At 45.1% G+C, this 20,519-nt stretch carries 17 protein-coding genes; 13 read left to right on the forward strand and 4 right to left on the reverse strand.

All coding sequences use genetic code 11. The features are described from left to right. Positions 1–215: 215 nt before the first annotated feature. Complete coding sequence (locus MA_RS20125; RefSeq protein ID WP_011023756.1) at positions 216–647, reverse strand: hypothetical protein; 432 nt, start codon at positions 645–647, stop codon at positions 216–218. Next, positions 641–1,270, reverse strand: a complete 630-nt coding sequence (locus MA_RS20130; RefSeq protein ID WP_226990667.1) for a rhomboid family intramembrane serine protease — start codon at positions 1,268–1,270, stop codon at positions 641–643. The genes MA_RS20125 and MA_RS20130 overlap by 7 nt, the downstream gene beginning before the upstream one ends. A gap of 1,460 nt (positions 1,271–2,730) precedes the next feature. Here MA_RS20130 and cdhA point away from each other — a divergent pair. From cdhA to acsC, 6 genes are all read left to right on the forward strand, one after another. Beyond that, on the forward strand, positions 2,731–5,148 hold the full coding sequence (gene cdhA, locus MA_RS20135) for a CO dehydrogenase/acetyl-CoA synthase complex subunit alpha (protein WP_011023758.1): 2,418 nt from the start codon (positions 2,731–2,733) through the stop codon (positions 5,146–5,148). Between the two features lie 2 nt (positions 5,149–5,150). Then, a complete protein-coding gene (cdhB, locus tag MA_RS20140) occupies positions 5,151–5,663 on the forward strand; it encodes a CO dehydrogenase/acetyl-CoA synthase complex subunit epsilon (RefSeq protein WP_011023759.1) in 513 nt (170 codons plus the stop codon). 24 nt (positions 5,664–5,687) lie between these two features. Next, complete coding sequence (gene cdhC, locus MA_RS20145; RefSeq protein WP_011023760.1) at positions 5,688–7,100, forward strand: CO dehydrogenase/CO-methylating acetyl-CoA synthase complex subunit beta; 1,413 nt, start codon at positions 5,688–5,690, stop codon at positions 7,098–7,100. Positions 7,101–7,155: 55 nt separating this feature from the next. Then, entirely contained in the window at positions 7,156–7,917 is a 762-nt protein-coding gene (locus MA_RS20150) for a carbon monoxide dehydrogenase accessory protein CooC (protein WP_011023761.1), read from the forward strand. Positions 7,918–8,153: 236 nt separating this feature from the next. Beyond that, positions 8,154–9,464: a CO dehydrogenase/acetyl-CoA synthase subunit delta gene (gene cdhD, locus MA_RS20155; protein ID WP_011023762.1), complete on the forward strand. Its 1,311-nt coding sequence runs from the start codon at positions 8,154–8,156 to the stop codon at positions 9,462–9,464. Between the two features lie 3 nt (positions 9,465–9,467). Then, on the forward strand, positions 9,468–10,874 hold the full coding sequence (acsC, locus tag MA_RS20160; RefSeq protein WP_011021046.1) for an acetyl-CoA decarbonylase/synthase complex subunit gamma: 1,407 nt from the start codon (positions 9,468–9,470) through the stop codon (positions 10,872–10,874). Positions 10,875–11,219: 345 nt separating this feature from the next. On the opposite strand, the gene MA_RS20165 is transcribed toward acsC, so the two are convergent. Together MA_RS20165 and MA_RS20170 are read right to left on the reverse strand one after the other, a co-directional pair. Further along, on the reverse strand, positions 11,220–11,969 hold the full coding sequence (locus tag MA_RS20165) for a DUF1670 domain-containing protein (protein ID WP_011023763.1): 750 nt from the start codon (positions 11,967–11,969) through the stop codon (positions 11,220–11,222). Then, the gene (locus MA_RS20170) at positions 11,957–12,787 is read right to left on the reverse strand and encodes a DUF1670 domain-containing protein (RefSeq protein ID WP_052279092.1); all 831 of its coding nucleotides are present in this window, start codon (positions 12,785–12,787) and stop codon (positions 11,957–11,959) included. The genes MA_RS20165 and MA_RS20170 overlap by 13 nt, the downstream gene beginning before the upstream one ends. 335 nt (positions 12,788–13,122) lie before the next feature. On the opposite strand from MA_RS20170, the gene MA_RS20175 reads away from it, so the two are divergent. The 7 genes from MA_RS20175 (at position 13,123) to MA_RS20205 (ending at position 20,488) form a co-directional block, all read left to right on the forward strand. Next, positions 13,123–13,848 (forward strand): dolichyl-phosphate beta-glucosyltransferase, encoded by a 726-nt coding sequence (locus MA_RS20175; RefSeq protein ID WP_226990668.1) that lies wholly within the window; start codon positions 13,123–13,125, stop codon positions 13,846–13,848. A gap of 315 nt (positions 13,849–14,163) precedes the next feature. Further along, positions 14,164–15,228, forward strand: a complete 1,065-nt coding sequence (locus MA_RS20180; protein ID WP_011023765.1) for a 60S ribosomal export protein NMD3 — start codon at positions 14,164–14,166, stop codon at positions 15,226–15,228. Next, positions 15,182–16,441: an ATP-grasp domain-containing protein gene (locus MA_RS20185; protein ID WP_011023766.1), complete on the forward strand. Its 1,260-nt coding sequence runs from the start codon at positions 15,182–15,184 to the stop codon at positions 16,439–16,441. The genes MA_RS20180 and MA_RS20185 overlap by 47 nt, the downstream gene beginning before the upstream one ends. A 119-nt stretch (positions 16,442–16,560) precedes the next feature. Then, positions 16,561–17,055, forward strand: a complete 495-nt coding sequence (locus tag MA_RS20190) for a transcription factor (protein WP_048066543.1) — start codon at positions 16,561–16,563, stop codon at positions 17,053–17,055. 10 nt (positions 17,056–17,065) lie between these two features. Further along, the gene (locus MA_RS20195) at positions 17,066–17,578 is read left to right on the forward strand and encodes a TIGR00295 family protein (protein WP_011023768.1); all 513 of its coding nucleotides are present in this window, start codon (positions 17,066–17,068) and stop codon (positions 17,576–17,578) included. 248 nt (positions 17,579–17,826) lie between these two features. Then, positions 17,827–18,459: an archaeal proteasome endopeptidase complex subunit beta gene (gene psmB, locus MA_RS20200; protein WP_011023769.1), complete on the forward strand. Its 633-nt coding sequence runs from the start codon at positions 17,827–17,829 to the stop codon at positions 18,457–18,459. Positions 18,460–18,574: 115 nt separating this feature from the next. Further along, entirely contained in the window at positions 18,575–20,488 is a 1,914-nt protein-coding gene (locus tag MA_RS20205) for a beta-CASP ribonuclease aCPSF1 (RefSeq protein WP_011023770.1), read from the forward strand. The last annotated feature ends 31 nt before the right edge of the window (positions 20,489–20,519 follow it).

The following is a 20,519-nucleotide window of genomic DNA, read 5'->3' on the forward strand; positions in this document are numbered from 1 at the left end:
CAACAGTTCGGGTAATAATCTGATGATATCTAAATATTTGCTTTTCTGTAGTAAAACATTTGCATACTTTGACAATAAAAGGTTCCAATTCTGCTTCTCCGAGAGACTGGATTGAAAATCTGATATGTTCTGGAAAAGGGAAGTCGTGAGATATGAATTAGAACCCCTCAAAATTAAACGATGTAACTATAACACACGAGATATATTTTATAGAATTATAATTTATCGGAAAAAAGGCCTTTTCGAACTTCTCGAATGATACAAAGAGATTCCTGAAGTTCAAAGAAATTTTCATTTTTTCGTCCCTTCTTCTGCCTGCTATACTGGATTTCTCCTGACTGCCGGAGAAAAGCTTCATAGACCTCCATAAACTGTTCAAACTCCGGCTCCGTAAGCTCCACTAGCCCTTCTCTCCCCGCAAACCAGTCATAGACCTGCAGAAGGACAATTTCCCTTACCCTCTTCAGACCTTCCTCTTCAAGCTCTTCGGGAGCTTTTTCAAAATAGAGAGTGTTTTTCAGCTTGTGAGACCAGGCTGCAAAGACCCGCCTGAAATTTAAAATCTGGATCGGGACTTTTTCCCCGGGGGTGGGACGTAGATAATAATACCTATCCTGAGAAAAAATCGCTCCTTCCAGCCTCACCACCTGCCATCGTACCTCGATCTCATATATTTTTCATGGATTTTTTTCATGCGGAAACCCATGTAGAGCCCTACGAAGAGCCCGCTCAGGTGAGCGGTATGGGCTATCATGTCCGACGAATTAACCATCAGAAAATCAAAGACAGCAAACAGCAAGAGGGCGTGTTTTAAACGCATGGGGACAAAATAAACATACACCTTTATGTTCGGCTCCAGGACAGTAAGGGCGGCAAAAACCCCGTAAATAGCCCCGCTCGCCCCAACCATAGGTCCGGGGTAGATATTGAAAATGGGTCGGCTTAAGAAGGCATATCCTATTGCAGATAAAACTCCTGCAGTAAAAAAGATCCCCAGGAGCTGTTTATTTCCCACCCTTCTCTCAAGGGCAGTCCCGAAGAAGTACAGGACAAGCATATTGAAAAAAAGGTGCCACAATCCGGTGTGCAGGAAAATATATGTAACAAGCGTCCACGGCCTTGCCAGAAGAGAGCCGGGATCAAACTGAAAAGCACTGATATAGAGAGGACCTATACCCGGAAGCATTTCCAGAAAGAAAGAAATTACGCACAGGAAAATAATTGCCATCGACGGGCTTGTAGAGACTGAACTTTTGATTCTGCCGGTCATTCCACCTCGAGACTCATATGGTGACTCATATGGTATATCATTATCAAACATGTTCCAATTACTCTCAATTTTAATCCAGTATAAAATTTATGAATAAAATCACCTGAATAATAAGGCGGGTTAATAAGAGGCTACTCAGAATATCTCAAAATGAACCAGGGAATATTATTCAAACGCAAGATGCTGTCCAAACACAAGAAGCTTGTCCAAACATAAGGTCAGGAACAAATAACAGGCACATAAATTGGTACATAACAGGGCCCATTCTCTGAAAAGGCTGACGCCAGAAAAGTTCAACCTTTGACCAGGCCCAAAAGCTCGGTCATAAATTTCGAAGTTCTTATGTTTGGAAACTTTTTTCAAATATTGTATTGAAAACTCTGATCAACAGAGGGATCAAATACAACTCCCAGCAAACCTTACTAACTAAAACCCCAACTCTGGAAACAGGCAATCCTGAATCTTAATCCGTTCAATTTCATGGCAGAATTCCATAATATCTATGATATAGGATATATATTAATAGTACCTGGGGTCAAAATCAAAATTGAAACTCTGTTTAAATTGTGATGGATATTATTCAAATCAAAGAATTTATCGAATAATATTCAAGAGGGAAAATCATATTTCTTCTTCTCCTGAAAAAAATCATGAAAACGGTTTACAGCGTTTACTGTGTAAATTGAGCTTGGGAACGTACCGATATAAATAAGTTTTGATATTTTCATTAGAAAAAGAAGTATAATAAACTTAAAAATAATAATGAATAATATAATAAAATCTGGTATGGGATTACTGGAATTTTATTTGTGCCAGATTTGAGCTTTGAGTAGGAAAAATCTATATAATTATTTGTTTTTAATATGAAAAAAAGAAATAATAAATAACAAATATTAAAATCGACGAAAAAAAATATAGAGGCTGAAGAAGGTCAAATCAAAAAAACGGCAACATAAAGCCTATAGACTATTTTTCACGAAATTGATCTTCGAGATTTTTTTTACGAATAGTGTGCCTCTACATTCCACTTTACCCATCACGAAATAGGGTGTTACAAATTAGAAAATGTTATATAGATTTGGTACATTTAGACTTTTAATTAGTGTTTATTATCCATCGGTAGCGACCTCTGCTCAAGATTAAGGTCTCAATCGTTGGCAAAAACGGTTTTTTTAAGATATAGGGCGTAAAAAAGAATTTAGAAGAGATATTAAGCCCTAAAAACGACTTTTGGAAGGAAATATTCCCTATAAAAACGGCTTTATTTGAAAAAATGTTGGTATGACGTTTGAGGTTCAAATCGAGAGCTAAAAACGTTTTGCCAGAAAATGCCATTTAAACGGTTGTAACTTTAAGGCGGACGGTAAGGTATATAATGTATAATCATTAAGAATATGCCGCATAAATAGCAGCCGCCATGGCGAAGTCGACTTTAAACAAATTTAGGAGGTAAAGCTCAAATGAGCAAACTAACTACCGGGAGTTTTTCTATAGAAGATCTGGAATCCGTTCAGATCACTATTAATAATATTGTAGGGGCAGCAAAGGAGGCTGCTGAAGAAAAAGCAAAAGAGTTAGGCCCGATGGGCCCCACTGCTATGGCAGGTCTGGCATCCTACAGAAGCTGGAACTTGCTTCTTCTTGACCGCTACGAACCTGTCCTGACCCCTATGTGTGACCAGTGCTGTTACTGTACCTATGGACCATGTGACCTCTCCGGAAACAAAAGAGGGGCATGTGGTATTGACATGGCCGGACAAACCGGGAGAGAATTTTTCCTTCGTGTAATTACAGGTACAGCCTGCCACGCTGCCCACGGTCGCCACCTGCTTGACCATGTAATTGAAGTCTTTGGTGAAGATCTCCCCCTTAACCTTGGGGAATCAAACGTCCTGACCCCGAACGTCACAATCTGCACAGGACTGAGCCCAAAGACCCTCGGAGAATGCAGAGCCCCGATGGAGTATGTCGAAGAACAGCTCACCCAGCTCCTTGCAACCATCCACGCAGGTCAGGAAAGCGCAGAAATTGACTATGATTCAAAAGCCCTTTTCAGCGGCAGCCTTGACCACGTTGGGATGGAAGTCTCCGATATCGCTCAGGTCTCAGCATATGACTTCCCGAAAGCTGACCCCGAAGCCCCGCTTATTGAAATCGGTATGGGATCCATTGACAAGTCCAAACCACTCATTGTTGCAATCGGGCACAACGTAGCCGGTGTAACATACATCATGGACTACATGGAAGAAAATAATCTGACCGACAAGATGGAAATCGCTGGACTTTGCTGTACCGCATTCGACATGACCAGGTACAAGGAAGCCGACAGGAGAGCTCCGTACGCAAAGATCGTAGGGTCTCTAGCAAAAGAACTGAAGGTTATCCGCTCCGGAATGCCTGATGTCATTGTTGTGGACGAACAGTGCGTCCGCGGTGATGTCCTTTCAGAATCCCAGAAGCTCAAGATCCCTGTGATCGCATCAAACGAAAAGATCATGATGGGCCTGCCGGACCGTACGGATGCTGATGTAGACTCGATAGTTGAAGAGATCAAGTCAGGAGCAATTCCGGGTTGTGTGATGCTGGATTATGATAAACTCGGAGAACTCATCCCGAAGATTGCCGAAGTAATGGCTCCAATCCGTGATGCGGAAGGTATTACAGCAATCCCGACTGACGAGGAATTCAAGGTATACATCGACAAGTGTGTCAAGTGTGGAGAATGCATGCTGGCATGTCCGGAAGAACTCGATATCCCGGAAGCCCTGGAATATGCAGCTAAGGGAAGCTACGAGTATCTTGAAGCCCTTCACGATGTATGTATCGGCTGCCGCCGCTGCGAGCAGGTCTGTAAGAAGGAAATTCCAATCCTGAATGTGCTTGAGAAGGCTGCACAGAAATCCATCAGCGAAGAGAAAGGATGGGTCAGATCAGGCAGAGGACAGGCAAGTGATGCAGAAATCAGGAAAGAAGGCCTGAACCTCGTTATGGGAACTACCCCAGGTATCATCGCAATTATCGGATGCCCGAACTATCCGGCAGGTACCAAAGATGTCTATCTCATTGCCGAAGAGTTCCTGAAGAGAAACTACCTCCTCGCAGTAAGCGGCTGTTCCGCAATGGACATCGGTATGTTCAAAGATGAGGACGGCAAGACCCTTTATGAAAAGTACCCTGGTACATTCGCAGGTGGAGGGCTGCTTAACACCGGTTCCTGTGTGTCCAATGCACACATCAGTGGAGCCGCAGAGAAAGTTGCCGGAATCTTTGCCCAGAGAACCCTTGCAGGAAACCTGGCAGAAATTGCAGACTACACTCTCAACCGTGTAGGTGCATGCGGACTTGCCTGGGGTGCATACTCCCAGAAGGCAGCTTCAATCGGTACCGGATGTAATATATATGGTATCCCTGCAGTTCTCGGCCCTCACAGCTCCAAGTACAGGAGAGCCCTGATTGCCAAGAACTATGATGAGTCCAAGTGGAAAGTCTACGACGGCAGAGACGGCTCAGAGATGACCATCCCACCAGCACCTGAATTCCTCCTGACCACTGCAGAGACCTGGCAGGAAGCAATCCCGATGATGGCAAAAGCCTGTATTCGCCCATCCGATAACAACATGGGCAGGTCCATAAAGCTGACCCACTGGATGGAGCTTTCCAAGAAGTACCTCGGTGTAGAGCCCGAAGACTGGTGGAAGTTCGTCAGGAATGAAGCTGACCTCCCACTTGCCAAGCGTGAAGAGCTCCTCAAGAGGCTCGAGGCAGAGCATGGCTGGGAAATTGACTGGAAGAGGAAGAAGATCATCTCCGGTCCGAAGATCAAATTCGATGTCTCCGCACAGCCAACTAACCTCAAGAGACTTTGCAAGGAGGCCTGAAAATGGTAGACACTACCAAGAACACAAAACTCTTTACCAGCTACGGAGTGACAACTTCCAAGACAACTACCCCAGAGATCGCAGCCAAGCTGATTTCAAAGGCAAAGAGACCACTTCTTGTGGTAGGGACCAAAGTTCTTGATCCTGAACTCCTGGACAGGGCGGTAAAGATTGCACAGAAGGCAAATATCCCGATTGCAGCGACAGGAAGTTCTATGCCAGGCTTTGTGGGAAAGGATGTGGATGCAAAGTACATCAACCTGCACCAGCTCGGCTTTTACGTAACAGACCCGAACTGGCCCGGCCTTGATGGCAACGGAACATATGACACCCTCATCGTCCTGGGACACATAAAGTACTACATCAACCAGGTACTGTCCGGAACAAAGAACTTCAGCACCGTAAAAGCAATTGCAATTGAAAGAAACTACATCCAGAACGCAACGATGTCTTTCGGAAACCTGAGCAAAGCAGACCACTATGCTGCCCTGGATGAGCTTATTGATGCATTATGATTTTGATTTAGGAGGCGAAATATAATGGCAGAATTCCCATTTGAGATTTCCCCAATGTTTGAAGGAGAAAGAGTAAGGAAAGAAGGAATGTTCGTCGAACTTGGGGGCCCGAAATCCCTCGGTCTCGAACTTGTCCGTGCAAAGCCTATGGATGAGATTGAAGACGATAAAGTAACAATCGTCGGTCCTGACCTCAAAGAAATGGAAGAGGGAAAGACCTACCCCTGGGCAATGATCTTTAACATAGGTGGAGAACTTGTAGAGCCTGACCTTGAGTCTGTAGTCGAAAGGCGTGTCCACGACTTCATCAACTACTGCCAGGGCATTATGCACCTCAACCAGAGGTACGATGTCTGGATGAGAGTGTCCAAGGACACCGCTGCAAAGATGGACTCGTTTGAGCCCTTCGGACAGGCCGTCATGATGCTCTTCAAGACAGAACTGCCCTTCATCGAGAAGATGCAGGTGACATTCTACACCGAACAGGCTGAAGTTGAAAAGCAGCTTGAAGAAGCAAAGGCGATCTTCAAGGCAAGAGACGAGAGGACAAAGGACCTCCATGATGAAGATGTGGACGTCTTCTACGGATGTACCCTCTGCCAGTCCTTTGCCCCGACCAACGTTTGTGTTGTCTCCCCTGACAGGGTCTCCCTCTGTGGTGCAATCAACTGGTTCGACGGCCGAGCAGCAGCAAAAGTAGACCCCGAAGGCCCACAGTTTGAAATCACCAAGGGTGACCTGATTGATGCCGAGAAGGGTGAATACACCGGGGTCAACGATATTGCAAAGAAACTCTCAGCCGGAGAATTCGACAAGATCAAACTCCACTCCTTCTTCGATGCCCCTCACACCTCCTGTGGATGCTTCGAAGTAGTCGGATTCTATATCCCTGAAGTAGACGGTATAGGCTGGGTTAACAGGGAATACCAGGGAATGGCACCTAACGGGATCGGATTCTCAACAATGGCCGGCCAGACCGGTGGCGGTAAGCAGATCGTAGGGTTCCTGGGTATCGGTATAAACTATTTCTACTCCCCGAAGTTCATCCAGGCCGATGGCGGCTGGAACAGAGTTGTCTGGCTCCCCTCGATGCTGAAGGACAAGATTGCCGAAACCATTCCTGAAGACCTCAAAGACAAGATCGCAACCGAAAACGATGCCACTGACATTGAATCTCTGAAGGCTTTCCTCCAGGAGAAGGGACATCCGGTAGTTGCTACCTGGGCAGCAGCTGAGGAGGAAGAAGAGGAAGAAGAGGAAGAAGAAGAGGAAGTAGCAGTTGCAGCAGCTCCAATGATGATGCCAGCAGCCGGCTTCCAGATGCCTGCAATGCCAATGATGTCAGGCGGTTCAAGCGGCGGAATTAAGCTGACCTTCAAGAACGCAAAGATCACCATTGACAAGATGATCATCAGCGAGAAGAAGGAAAAGAAATAACTGAGTGACGACAGGCAATTGCCTAAAACCGAAAAACAATAAAAAGGGGTATGCTGTGACCAAAGTAATTGCAATAACGGGAAAAGGTGGGACTGGTAAAACAGCGGTAGCGGCTCTTCTGATCCGCTACCTTTCCAAAAAAGGGAAGTTTCTACTGGCAGTTGATGCGGATGCAGATACTAACCTTCCTGAAACCCTGGGATGTGAGAATGTAAAAACAATCGGGGATGCAAAAGAGTTTCTACAGGCCGAGATTACAAAACCGAGACCTGATAACCCCGATATGAACAAAGAGTCAATACTTAAAAGCAAGGTCTATGAGATAATTGAAGAGATGCCGGGATACGACCTCCTTGTAATGGGAAGGCCGGAAGGCTCAGGATGCTATTGCTATGTAAACAACCTGCTACGCGGAATAATGGACAAACTGATCACGAATTATGAGGTGGTTGTAATTGACGCGGAAGCAGGGCTTGAGCATTTCAGCCGAAAGATTATCCGGGACATAGATGACCTTATTGTAGTAACTGACGCTTCACGAAGGGGATTTCGGACTGCTGAAAGGATAAGGGAACTGGTGAGTGAACTGGATTCAAATGTGGGAAGAATTCACGTTATTGCAAACAAAGTTACAGATGCTAACCGCGAAGAGCTCACTAAACTGGCAGAGGAGTTGAAACTAAGCCTGATAGGTATGATACCATTAGATCCAAAAATTGAGGAAATGGACATAAAGGGAATACCTCTCTATGAAATAACGGATGATTCGGTTGCTGCAATGGAAATCGAAAAAATAGTACAAAAACTGGGGTACTGAGCCCATAAGTTTGAACCTGTGGATGATGCTGAACCATACCTGAATCAAATGTGAGGAGACCAGGGCCAGTTTAAGAGCTTGAAACGGCATTTAAAGTAATAAGAGTAACGGGACAGGGAAATTCCTGCCCCGATCCCTGTTTATAAAGGGAAAAAGTGGAAACAAATCCTGTATTACATCCTTTATTATACAGTCACTCGTAAAAACGGACAAATTACGGAAACGGTGAGGTTTACATGGCAAAGAAAATGAAGTTATCTGATATAACAAACATGTTCGCGGGGATGGATGTAGAAGCCCTCGAAGGTGTGACTATTGAAGGGGACATTGAGATAGATCTCGGTGGACTCGGAGGCGGCTTTGACCCGATGCTTGCCGCAGCTCTTGGGCAGGAGAGCGCAATACTTGCCCAGCACTTCGCAAGACTTGCAGGCATGTTCGGATACCCTGTGGGAATTGGCGCACCAGCAGCTCCGGCGGTTTCCCCTGCTCTGGCAGCCCCGAAACTGAAGGATCTAATCCCTGCAAAGTTCGATGTTGCTAACATCGCTGAGTGGGCAACCGAGATCCAGGAAGTGCCTATAGGCAACACCTCGGCAGACGGCGGAAGCCGTGGAAAGAGAGTGATGTTGGGTGGAGAGAAAGCCCTTCCGTTCTACTTTGACGCACCAATGCCGAACAGGAACCAGGTCACTATTGACGTGTTCGACATGAGGATAGGGCTTGCAAAAGCTGTCAAGGAGAACTATGATGAAGTCATGGACAGCCCGGGAGAATGGGCAAAGAAGAACGTTGAGAAATTCAACGCTGACATGATCACCATACACCTGATTTCAACAGACCCGCTTATCAAAGACACTCCTGCAAAGGAAGCAGCCAAGACAGTAGAAGAAGTGCTCCAGGCTGTTGATGTGCCAATTGCCATCGGCGGATCAGGGAACCCACAGAAGGACCCAGAAGTACTGGCAAGAGCAGCAGAAGTTTCGGAAGGAGAGCGCTGCCTGCTTGCATCGGCCAGCCTGAACCTGGACTATGCAGCAATAGCAGAAGCAGCACTAAAATACGATCACGATGTGCTTTCCTGGACACAGCTGGACATGAACGCCCAGAAGGAACTAAACAGGAAACTCATGAAGCAGTGCAACGTCCCAAGAGACAGAATCATCATGGACCCGACCACTGCAGCCCTCGGATATGGTCTCGACTACGCTTACACCAACATGGAGCGTATCAGACTTGCAGCCCTAATGGGTGACGACGAACTGACATTCCCGATGTCTTCAGGGACCACAAACGCATGGGGTGCCCGTGAGTCATGGATGGTCAGCTCCCCACTAAAGGAAGACTCCGACTGGGGCCCGAGAGAGTACAGAGGTCCGATATGGGAAATCGTTACAGGACTGTCACTTGCAATTGCAGGAAACGATCTCTTCATGATGATGCACCCAACATCGGTTGCTGTCCTGAAACAGATAACCCAGACCCTATTCGGTATGATCGACACAGAGCAGGTTGATGTCGCTAACTGGATCGGAGCGGAGGTGTAAAACATGAAAATAAACAGCCCATTAGAAGCTTACAAGTACTTGCCCCAGACAAACTGTGGAGAGTGTGGTGAAGCTACATGTATGGCTTTTGCCTCCAAGCTGATAGACAGATCAGGAAAGACATCAGACTGTCCACCCCTTATTAAGGAGAAGAAATTTGCAAAGAAACTTGCAGAACTCGACAGGCTCCTTGCACCGGAAATTCGCCAGGTAACCATAGGAGTAGGAGAGAAGGCAGTCAATATTGGTGGGGACGATGTCCTGTACCGCCACAAACTCACATTCTTTAATAAGACGAAGATGTTCTTCGATGTGGCAGACAATATGGATGAAGCTGCCCTTGTTGAGAGAGTTAACAGCATCGCTAACTTCAGAAAGTTCTATGTAGGCCGAAACCTGCTCCTCGATGGGGTGGCTATCAGAGCTGTTTCCAATGATCCGGCAAAGTTTGCAGCGGCTGTAAAGAAGGTAGCTGAAGCAGGCTTGCCCATGATCTTCTGTTCTTTCAACCCTGCGGTCCTGAAGGCAGGACTGGAAGCAGCAAAGGACCTGAAACCGCTGCTCTATGCCGCAAACAAGGACAACTGGAAGGAAGTAGGAGAACTCGCAATTGAGTACAAGGTCCCTGTGGTTGTGTCAGCTTTCAATGACCTTGATGCCCTCAAGACCCTTGCAAAGACATATGCAGAGGCAGGAATTAAGGACATTGTGCTTGACCCCGGAACCTACCCGACAGGAAAGGGCCTGAAGGATACATTCACCAACTTCCTGAAGATAAGGAGAGCGGGAATTATGGGAGATACCGAGATCGCATACCCGATAATGGCTCTCCCGTTCACTGCATGGATGGCTGGAATTGCAGACCCTGTTAGTGCATCATACTGGGAAACCGTGATGGCTTCGGTGTTTACGATCAGGTACGGAGACATAATGATTCTCCACAGTCTGGAGCCATATGCAACCCTGCCTGAGGTACACCTGGCAGAGACAATCTACACTGACCCGAGGACACCTGTCTCCGTGGACGGAGGCATGTACAAGGTCGGAAGCCCGACAGCAGACTCCCCGGTGCTCTTTACAACAAACTTCGCACTCACATACTACACTGTGGAGAGCGATATCTCGTCCAACGGCATTGACTGCTGGTTACTTGCAGTTGACACCGACGGGATAGGTGTGGAAGCAGCAGTTGCAGGTGGACAGCTGACCGCTGACAAGGTAAAGGATGCATTTGACAAGGCAGGCTTTGACCTCAAGACAGCCGTAAACCACAACACTGTAGTTACTCCGGGACTGGCAGCTCGCCTCCAGGGTGACCTTGAGGACAAGCTCGGTGCAAATGTCAAAGTAGGCCCAATGGACTCAGGCCGTATCCCGGGATGGATGGAAAAGAACTGGCCGCCTAAATAAAATAAATACGATGTGATTTTAAACCTGAAGCACCGTGTCTATCTGACACGGTACTTATTCTCTTTTTAAATAAATGTTAGACTTCAGTAAAAACCGCAGGTAATTCTTTAAGGATTCACTTCCAGATGGGTAGACTTCTTACTTTGACTTTTTAGTATGTAAGTTTGACCTGAAAATTCGTATGATTATTAGTTCTTGTTATCCGTATAGATTCTGGAGTCTTTATTCATTCACCCGCGTAGATTTCCAGTTTTATTTTTCATATTTCAACCATATTATTATTTTTCTAAACCCCCATTTGACCGATAGGCACTCACACTTGCCGTAGTTTGTTTCGCCCATCACTCATTCCTCCTCATTTAAAATTCTTATGTATTCTTCTACTAGGGATTTTCCCATTCCCAGAATTTGTGCAATTTCCTCACTTTTCATCTTTTTGCTAAGCTTTTCTACCTTCTTGTATGCTTTAATGTACCTATCACACGCTTCCTGCGTGTGATTTGTCATTCTTGCAATATCCGGTGTTTGATATCCTTTTATGTACAAGTTTAGTATAATCCTCTTGTGAGTGACTGCTCTACCAATATCATGTATGATTCCTCTTGTTGGCAATATCTCGCCTGTTCTTTGCATATACTCCTTTGCCTGTTTGCTTACCGTACCCGTGGAAACATTTAGCAGATATGCCATATCAGAATGTGTTAGCAGTGCTTCCTGTTCATATGCCTCTTTAAATATCCTAACCACTTTTGTTTCCATTATTTCTCTATCTGAATACCCTTCCTTCTTCATCTCCAGGTCATCTTTGGAAATCAAGGTCAAAACAATTGGTGTTAATGGTGTTTTCTTACTGTTTTTACCATAATTCGGCTTCTCTGAAGCCTTTGCTCCATACCACAAAATCTGTCCAACTTCCAGTTTCCATGGCTCTCTATAAGATTTCCTCACCACTTCCACGAGATCATTGGCAAACATTTCCTGAATTTTGTCACCTGCAATAAACTGGTAATCATTTTGTATCAGATCCAGAACTGAACCTTTCAGGGAGCTTGTTACCTTTGTTTCAATCATTGAAGGTACTTTCATCTTCTCCATCTCCCCGAACTGTTTTTTGGACCTGTTTCCGTGTTCATTCTGCTGATCTCTTTTTTTCCAAAAATGCTATGAAGCTGGTCTAAACGTTCCTGATATTCCTCGGTAGAATAAGTCTCAATCAGCTCTTTGTATTCCTGAATTGTTTTTTCAGAAAGCCCTGTTATGATCCTGAGTTCTTCATCTTCGAATCCCTCTTCAGTCAGCACCAGTATTCTTGCAAAATCCTTTACATAACGCATTATGGCTTCGCCACTATGTTGGGTCTTTCTCTCGATCTCAGTATATTCGTACCCTTTAAGATATAGCTCCAGAATCCGTTTTTTGTGGCTTACTCCGGGACCTATATCCTTCCATTTTCCTCTGGTTGGAACCAGTTCTCCATTCTCTTCCAGCGCTTCTATATGTCGTGAAATTGTCTTTGTACTCTCTCCCAGAAGAATTGCGATGTCAGCCTGGGTGAGCAAAGCGCCCTGAGTGTGTGCTTCATTACTTATGCGCATGATCCGTTTATCCAGCAGCTCTCGCTGGTTCTTAACTTTGCAGTCTTCAGGGTCGTAGATAGTGATAATGACAGAAACCAGATTCATCTCATTAACTGGTACGCCAGGAGGAACGTCTTTGGAAACTCCATGGAAGATAATCTGGCCTTCTTTGCGCTGACTGCTGAAATATAGGTCAATGTAAGACATGAAGAGCTCAGACAGAGATCTGCAAACAGCACGAGGAAAGGAATAATCCTGCATCAGTTCATTGTAAAGTTGAGTCTGTAATTGGCGATTAAAAGTTGAGAGATATTCTTTTGGGATTTTCAAGACCATTAGTGCCACCAACAATGTTTTGGTGACAAGAGTAGATAAACAATCGGTCAGAAGGGGGTATTTTTACATTCGATTCACACAATTATTAAGGGATATTAGTTCAAAAAATCGGAGAATTAATATAAAAAATAAAAAGTAAACGCATAAAAAACACATAATAGAAAATGAAAATAAATTGATATAAATAGAATGGAGCGATCCATATTGATAGAAATTATGACAAATGTTAGCCCATAGAGGTACAACATAGAATAAGTAACCAGTATTCAAGCAAGAATAAATAACCAGTATTTAAACATTATTCGGGTGTTAACATTACAAGGGTTTCGCTGGTATTGCCTGCTTATAACGAGGTAACAAGAATAGAGAAAACAGTAAACCAAACTGCAGAAACTCTCAGGGATATCACCTCTTCTTTTGAGATAATTATAGCAGAAGATGGGAGCATTGATGGGACAGATAGAATCGCAGGGAAACTTGCTCAGGAACATAACTGCATAAGTCACCTTCACTCGGATTCTCGACAGGGAAGAGGCCGAGCCTTAAACAGAGCTTTTAAGTCTGCATCAGGCGACGTCCTTTGTTACATTGACGTGGACCTTGCAACCGATATGAGCCACCTGAAAGAGCTGATAGAATCAATCTCAATCGAAGGATATGACTTTGCGACAGGCTCAAGAATGATGCCTCAAAGCAATGTCAAAAGGCCCCTAAAAAGAGGAATAGCAAGCAAGGGATTTAATTTTCTGGTGCACACTGTCTTGCACTCAAAGTTATACGACCATCAATGCGGGTTTAAAGCTTTTAAAAAGGCCCCGTTGTTTGAACTGATTGATGATGTAGAGGATGAACACTGGTTCTGGGATACTGAGCTTATGGTGCTTGCACAGGCTCGGGAATTTAAGGTTAAAGAATTCCCTGTAATCTGGAGGCATGGAGGCACAACTAAAGTAAATCTTAAAAAAGATATTTTAGAGATGGGATCTCAAATTTTTCGTTTATGGTGGAGTTTGAAAAGACAGCCAAAGGAAAAAACGGTAAAATCCTGTGAGATGCTTTGAACAAAACAGAGTTTAAAACAAAACATCGGCACAAGGAAAAATTATACAAATGCTTATATAAGGAAAAAAACAATTTGATCTGCTTCTAAACCATGGATTTTTTAGCATTTAGAGAACTGGATGCAGCGATTTGCTGATATAGCGGACTGGCATATCATGTCAGACAGTTACCTGATGAGTAAAAACAGCAGATCCAGCTATTCTTAAATAGCATGAGAGAGCTTAACAGATGAACTGCTGATTATTCCTGCAGATACTTTATTTTCTAAATCAGGTAACCTACTACTCCAAGAAGACTAGCAGTAAGGATTATAGATGAATTCCATTACATGCCCGAAATGCGGCAAAGAATGCGATAAACTTTTTGATTCCGTTTGCAGAGACTGTTTCTTTGAAACCTTCAAACTAATCGAACTGCCTCTTGTACTCCACGTAAGAATCTGTTCCAGCTGCGGAGCATACTTCCATAGGAGCCGCTGGGAAGATATAGGCAATATAGAAGAAGTGGTGCTGAAAGCCGTAGAAAACGCCCTTTTTATCCACAACGAAGCCGGAGATGTGGAACTCTACCTTGAACCAAAGGAAGTTACGCCTTACATGTACAGGGTGAGAGCCGAAATAGATGCAATCGTAAGAGAAGAACCAGTCCATGCCGAGGCTGAGACAGAAGTAAGGGTTCAGCGGATAGCCTGCGATATGTGCAGCCGCGAGTCCGGAGGATACTTTGAAGCAATCATCCAGATCAGGGCAGCGGGCAGGTTCCCTACGGAAGAAGAAAAGAGGCGCTGCTCTACCATTGCCAGGGAAGCCATGGAGAGCATGAAGAAAAAAGGGGACAGACTGGCGTTTATAAGTGACTATCAGGAGCAGAAAGAAGGTATCGACCTTTATATGGGTTCCATGAATGCCAGCCGACAGGTCTGCAGGGCAATCATCTCCGAACTTGGAGGCAGTTTCTCCGAATCCCCATCCCTGGTCGGCATGAAAGACGGAAAAAACCTCTACAGGATTACTTTTTCCATGCGCCTTCCGGAGTTCAGACCCGGAGACGTGATAAGATTCAGGGGAAGGAATATCCAGATAAGGAGCTCAGGAAAAAAGGTCAACGGGATCAGCCTTGAAGATGGTTCCAGGTTTATCTCAACCCCGGAAGAGCTCAAAGGCGCAGAAAAAATTGCAAATATAAAGGATGCAGTTTATACGGTTCTGGTTTCAATCGAAGAAAATGCAATTCTTGTGCTTGACCCTGATACCTATGAAACCGTTACAATAAAAAAGCCGATATTCTTCAGTGCAGAAGCAGGAAGTGAGATCCCTGTCCTGAAAACGGAATATGGAGTCTTTGCCCTGGCAAACTCCGAGGTACCACAGGAAAAATGAAAAATGGAGAAACATGCAGAACATCCTTGCAATTGGGTTTGATACGCGAAATATTGTCTGCTCCGCAAGCAGGGCAGGCTACAAAGTCTGCTCAATAGACGCTTTTCGAGATCTTGACCTGCAGAGATGTGCATACGCATCAGCGTTCCTTGAGTGTAGGACTTCAAGCGAACTCCGTCAGCTCGATCCTCGCTGGATAATAGCTAAAATGAACACCTTCGGGCTTGACTTTGATGCCATCGTCCCTGGATCGGGAATGGAGATGCTGGACCAGGGCAGTTTTCCCTGCCCCGTACTTGCCAGCAGTCCCGACGCGGTTAAGGAAGCTTCAAACAAACTGCACCTTGCAAAAAAGCTCGAAGCCCTCGGAATGCCTAACCCTCAATGTTATTCCTCGGAAGAGCTTGATATCGTCGAATACCCTGTGATTCTCAAACCTTCCTCAGGCGGAGGAGGGATATTTAACAGGGTTGCAAGGAACAGGCAGGAACTGCTGGCTGCTTTCGAGGAACTGGCAAGGCTGGACCCGGGGCTTGCAGCAGAGGAGCTTGTAATACAGGATTTTCTGGAAGGAATTCCTTCAAGCGTTTCTTTGCTTTCCACAAAGAGTCAGGCTCTGACAGTTGCTGTAAACGAACAATTGATTGGGACACCCTGGCTCTCAAGGCTGCCTTTTGCCTACTGCGGAAACGTAACTCCTTTCAGGACAGAACACGCAGAGGAAATGGAAGCCCTTGCTGAAGAACTGGTACTCGAACTCGGGCTTCTTGGCTCAAATGGAGTAGATTTCCTGGTCACGGAAAAGGGCCCTGTAGTGCTGGAAGTAAACCCAAGGTTCCAGGGCAGCCTGGACACCATAGAAATAGCGACGGGAATTAATCTTTTCGAAGCCCATATCGGCTGCTTCAGAGGGGAACTTCCGGAAAAACCTGAGGCAAAACATTTTGCTGCAAGAGGAGTTCTTTACTCGGATCGAGAGCTTTTTATAGACAGAAAACTCATGGACGTCATTCTCAGGGAAAAAAGCACTGATATTCCTTCCATGGGAACTGTTACTGAGCCCGACTGGCCTCTTACTTCCCTGTTTGCATGTGCCTCAACAAGAGACGAGGCAGTCCGATCTCTTGAAAGAGGGGCAGAGAGAATAAAGACTTTTATTGTAAATCGAACAAAAGAAGAAAGAAAAAACCTGAACCCTGCTGGAGAAGCATAAGGTTCAGTTGCGAAAGTACAGCTTTTTCCAGAGAAGAGAGCTCTTTTTGAGAAAAGGCAGGATGTAAACTTTAATACTGGTATGCCCAATTCATATAAGGGATTTGCGAGGTGAACACTTTGGTAGATTTGAATGACAAGGTAATTAGAGGATATCTCATTAGCCTTGTAGGGGAAGAAGGGCTTAGAATGATAGAAGAGATGCCCGAAGGCGAAGTCACGGATGAAGAAATTGCGGCAAAGACCGGAGTTCTGTTAAATACCGTGAGAAGAACCCTCTTCATACTTTACGAAAACAAATTTGCAATCTGCCGCAGAGAAAGAGATTCAAACAGCGGATGGTTGACTTATCTCTGGCATCTGGACTTTTCCGACGTAGAGCATCAGCTCATGAGGGAAAAGAAAAAGCTGCTCAGGAACCTGAAAACCCGTCTTGAATTTGAGGAAAATAACGTGTTTTATGTCTGCCCGCAGGGCTGTGTTCGCCTTCTTTTTGATGAAGCAACTGAAACGGAATTTCTCTGCCCCATGTGTGGCGAAGACCTGGTCTATTACGACAATTCCCGTTTTGTGAGCGCCCTGAAAAAGCGCGTGGACGCCCTGAGTTCCGTATAAGGGATCTGTCTTGACTACCCGAATCCAGGCAATAAAGCTGCTTGAAGAGGTAGGCTGTGCCCCAAATGTAATCGAACACTGCAAGGAAGTAGCCTCCCTGGCAGTTGAGATCGCAGCAAAGGCGAAAGCCGCCGGAAATAATGTAAATCCGGAGCTTGTAGAAATAGGGGCTCTTTTACATGACTTAGGAAGGTGCCGGACTCATGGAATTTCCCATGCAGTAGAGGGATTTAAGCTGGCTCAAAGCAAAGGAGTCGAACCTGAAGTTGCCGAGATAATAAAACGGCACATAGGAGCCGGAGTTTCAAAAGAAGAGGCAAAGGAACTGGGACTTCCTGAAGATGACTATTTCCCCCGGAGACTGGAGGAAAAAATCGTTGCACACGCCGACAACCTTGTAAAAGGAACGAAGAGGATAACAATAAACAAAAGACTGGAACTCATGAATAAAAGAAATATATCTGAACATGTGGTTCAGAGGGTAAAAAAACTCGCTGAAGAAGTAGAGGGACTTTCCCGCTAAATTCTCCGGATAGAAAAGAAGTCAGACATCCGGCATATAGAAAAACAGAAAAATAATTTTGTCAAATAATGCTCCGATTTTAAATGCGTACGCATTTAGAAAAAGGAGGAGGAAAACTTATATATAGCGATATTAATATGAGATAATGGATTGCTAAATCCTGCGATTTAAGCTAAAAATGCTCACCTCAACTAAAATATTTTTTTAGCGACATTTTCTCATTTTTAACTTATTATGAGGGTATGTTTATGGATGATGACAAATATCTAAAGGGCACAACTACCGTAGGAGTAGTTTGTACCGACGGAATTGTGCTCGCAAGTGAACAGCGAGCCACAATGGGGCATTTCATCGCAAGCAAAACTGCAAAGAAAGTTTACCAGATCGATGACCTGGTAGGGATGACTACTGCCGGTTCGGTAGGGGACGCCCAGCAGCTTGTGCGATTGGTAAGTGTGGAGTCACAGCTCTACAAAATGCGCAGGAACGAATCCATGACAATCAAAGGAATTGCCACTTTAATGTCGAACTTCTTGAATGCTAACCGCTACTATCCTATGATGGTTCAGCTCCTTATCGGAGGAGTTGACAAGAACGGACCTGCAATCTACTCCCTGGATGCAATGGGAGGAAGTATTGAAGAGACAAGGATCTCGGCAACAGGTTCAGGTTCTCCCATGGCTTACGGCGTACTGGAAGACCAGTACAAAGAGGATATAGCTGTAAAAGAAGGTCTCGATCTTGCGATCAGGGCAATCCACAATGCAATGAAAAGAGACTCAGCTTCTGGAGAAAACATCGATGTAGTCGTAATTACAAAGGAGGCATTCAAAAGACTGGATCCTGAAGAAGTAAAATCCAGAAGAGATTCATTAAACTAAAAATAATTAAATTGTTGGTTTTTTACTCCAATATATAAACTAACACCTTTTTCAAATATTATTTTTTTCGACATCCAGATACTTTTTGATTTTTTGACAAAAAGGAAGATTCTTAATGCCTATTGAAGACGTGCTATTAGACCTCAAACATAAAATTGAGAAAAATCTACCTGCAGGAGTTACAATTACCGACGTCGAATTCGAAGGTCCTCAGCTTGTCCTGTACACTGAAGAACCCCGCAAATTCGCAGACGACGGGAATATAATCCGCAACCTGGCAAAAGAACTCAGAACACGGATTGCCATGCGGCCTGACCCAAGGGTACTTGCAACTCCTGAGGACTCTATTTCTATAATTGAAGAAGTTGTTCCAAAAGAATCCGTAATCTCGAGCTACTATTTTGATCCTGATTCCGGAGAAGTAATCATCGAAGCCGAAAAGCCCGGGCTTGTAATCGGAAAACACGGTGCAACCCTGAGAGAGATTACAAAGCAGATCGGCTGGATTCCCAAAGTTGTCCGGACACCTCCTATTAAGTCCCGTACAGTGAAAAATATAAGGGAGTTTATGAGGAACAACCTCAAAGAAAGGAAAGAAATCCTGAAAACCGTGGGGAGGAAAATTCACAGGGAGTGTACCTCAAAAGACCAGTGGGTAAGGGTTACGGCTCTCGGGGGATGTAAAGAAGTAGGGAGAAGCTGTTTTTTGCTTTCTACTCCTGAGTCCAGAATCCTGATCGACTGCGGAGTCAATGTGGGTTCGGACGAAAACATGACTCCTTACCTCTATGTTCCTGAAGTTTTTCCATTAAATCAGATAGATGCCGTAATAGTTACCCATGCCCACCTTGACCACCAGGGACTTGTCCCCCTGCTTTTCAAGTATGGGTATGAAGGACCTGTTTACTGTACGCCGCCCACAAGAGACCTCATGGTGCTGCTCCAGCTTGACTACATCGACGTGGCAGCTAAGGAAGGGAAAAAGATCCCCTACGAATCAGGGATGGTAGCAAAGACCCTCAAACACACCATACCTCTGGACTATGAGGAAGTAACAGACATCGCCCCTGACATAAAACTGACTTTCCACAATGCAGGTCATATACTGGGCTCGGCAATCTCCCACTTCCATATAGGAGACGGGCTCCATAATGTAGTCTTTACGGGAGACTACAAATATGAGAAGACCAGGCTTTTTGACCCTGCGGTCAACAAGTTCCCCAGAGTTGAAACCGTCATCAGTGAAGCTACTTATGGGAACTCAAACGCATTCCAGCCTGCACTTAAGGACGCTGAAAAGCATCTGCAGATGGTGGTAAAGAATACAGTTGAACGCGGAGGAATTGCGCTTATTCCTGCTTTTGCCGTGGGCAGAAGCCAGGAAGTTATGATCGTGCTCGAAGAGTCAATAAGGAAAGGGCTTATCCCTGAAGTCCCGGTCTACCTTGACGGAATGATCTGGGAAGCCACTGCGATCCATGCAACCCATCCCGAGTACCTTAACAACGACCTGAGGAAATTGATCTTCCAGAAAGGCCAGAACCCCTTCCTGTCCGAATGCTTCAAGCCGGTTGATTCCCACGAAACCCGCCAGAAGATCATTCAGAACCCACACCCCTGTGTGATTCTTTCAACCTCGGGCATGATGAACGGAGGACCTGTTATGGACTATTTCAGGACCTTTGCCGAGGACCCACGCAATACTCTTGTGTTTGTGGGCTATCAGGCTGATGGGACTGTAGGACGCAGGATCCAGAAGGGGTGGAAGGAAATCCCCATGACAGGAAAGAACGGAAGCACCGAAATCCTGAAAATGAACATGGAAGTGCAGGTAGTAGACGGCTTCTCGGGCCACTCGGACAGGAGGCAGCTTATGGAGTATATCAAGAGAATGCAGCCTCGTCCGGAAAGAGTGTTCACCGAACACGGTGACGAAAAAGCCTGCGTGGACCTTGCAAGTTCCGTTTACAAGAAACTTAAGATCGAGACACGTGCCCTCACAAACCTCGAGACTGTAAGGCTACTGTGACCCCAAAAGGGGTTCACAACCTCTTTTTTTA

This window comes from Methanosarcina acetivorans C2A, from assembly GCF_000007345.1.
Lineage (GTDB): Archaea > Halobacteriota > Methanosarcinia > Methanosarcinales > Methanosarcinaceae > Methanosarcina > Methanosarcina acetivorans.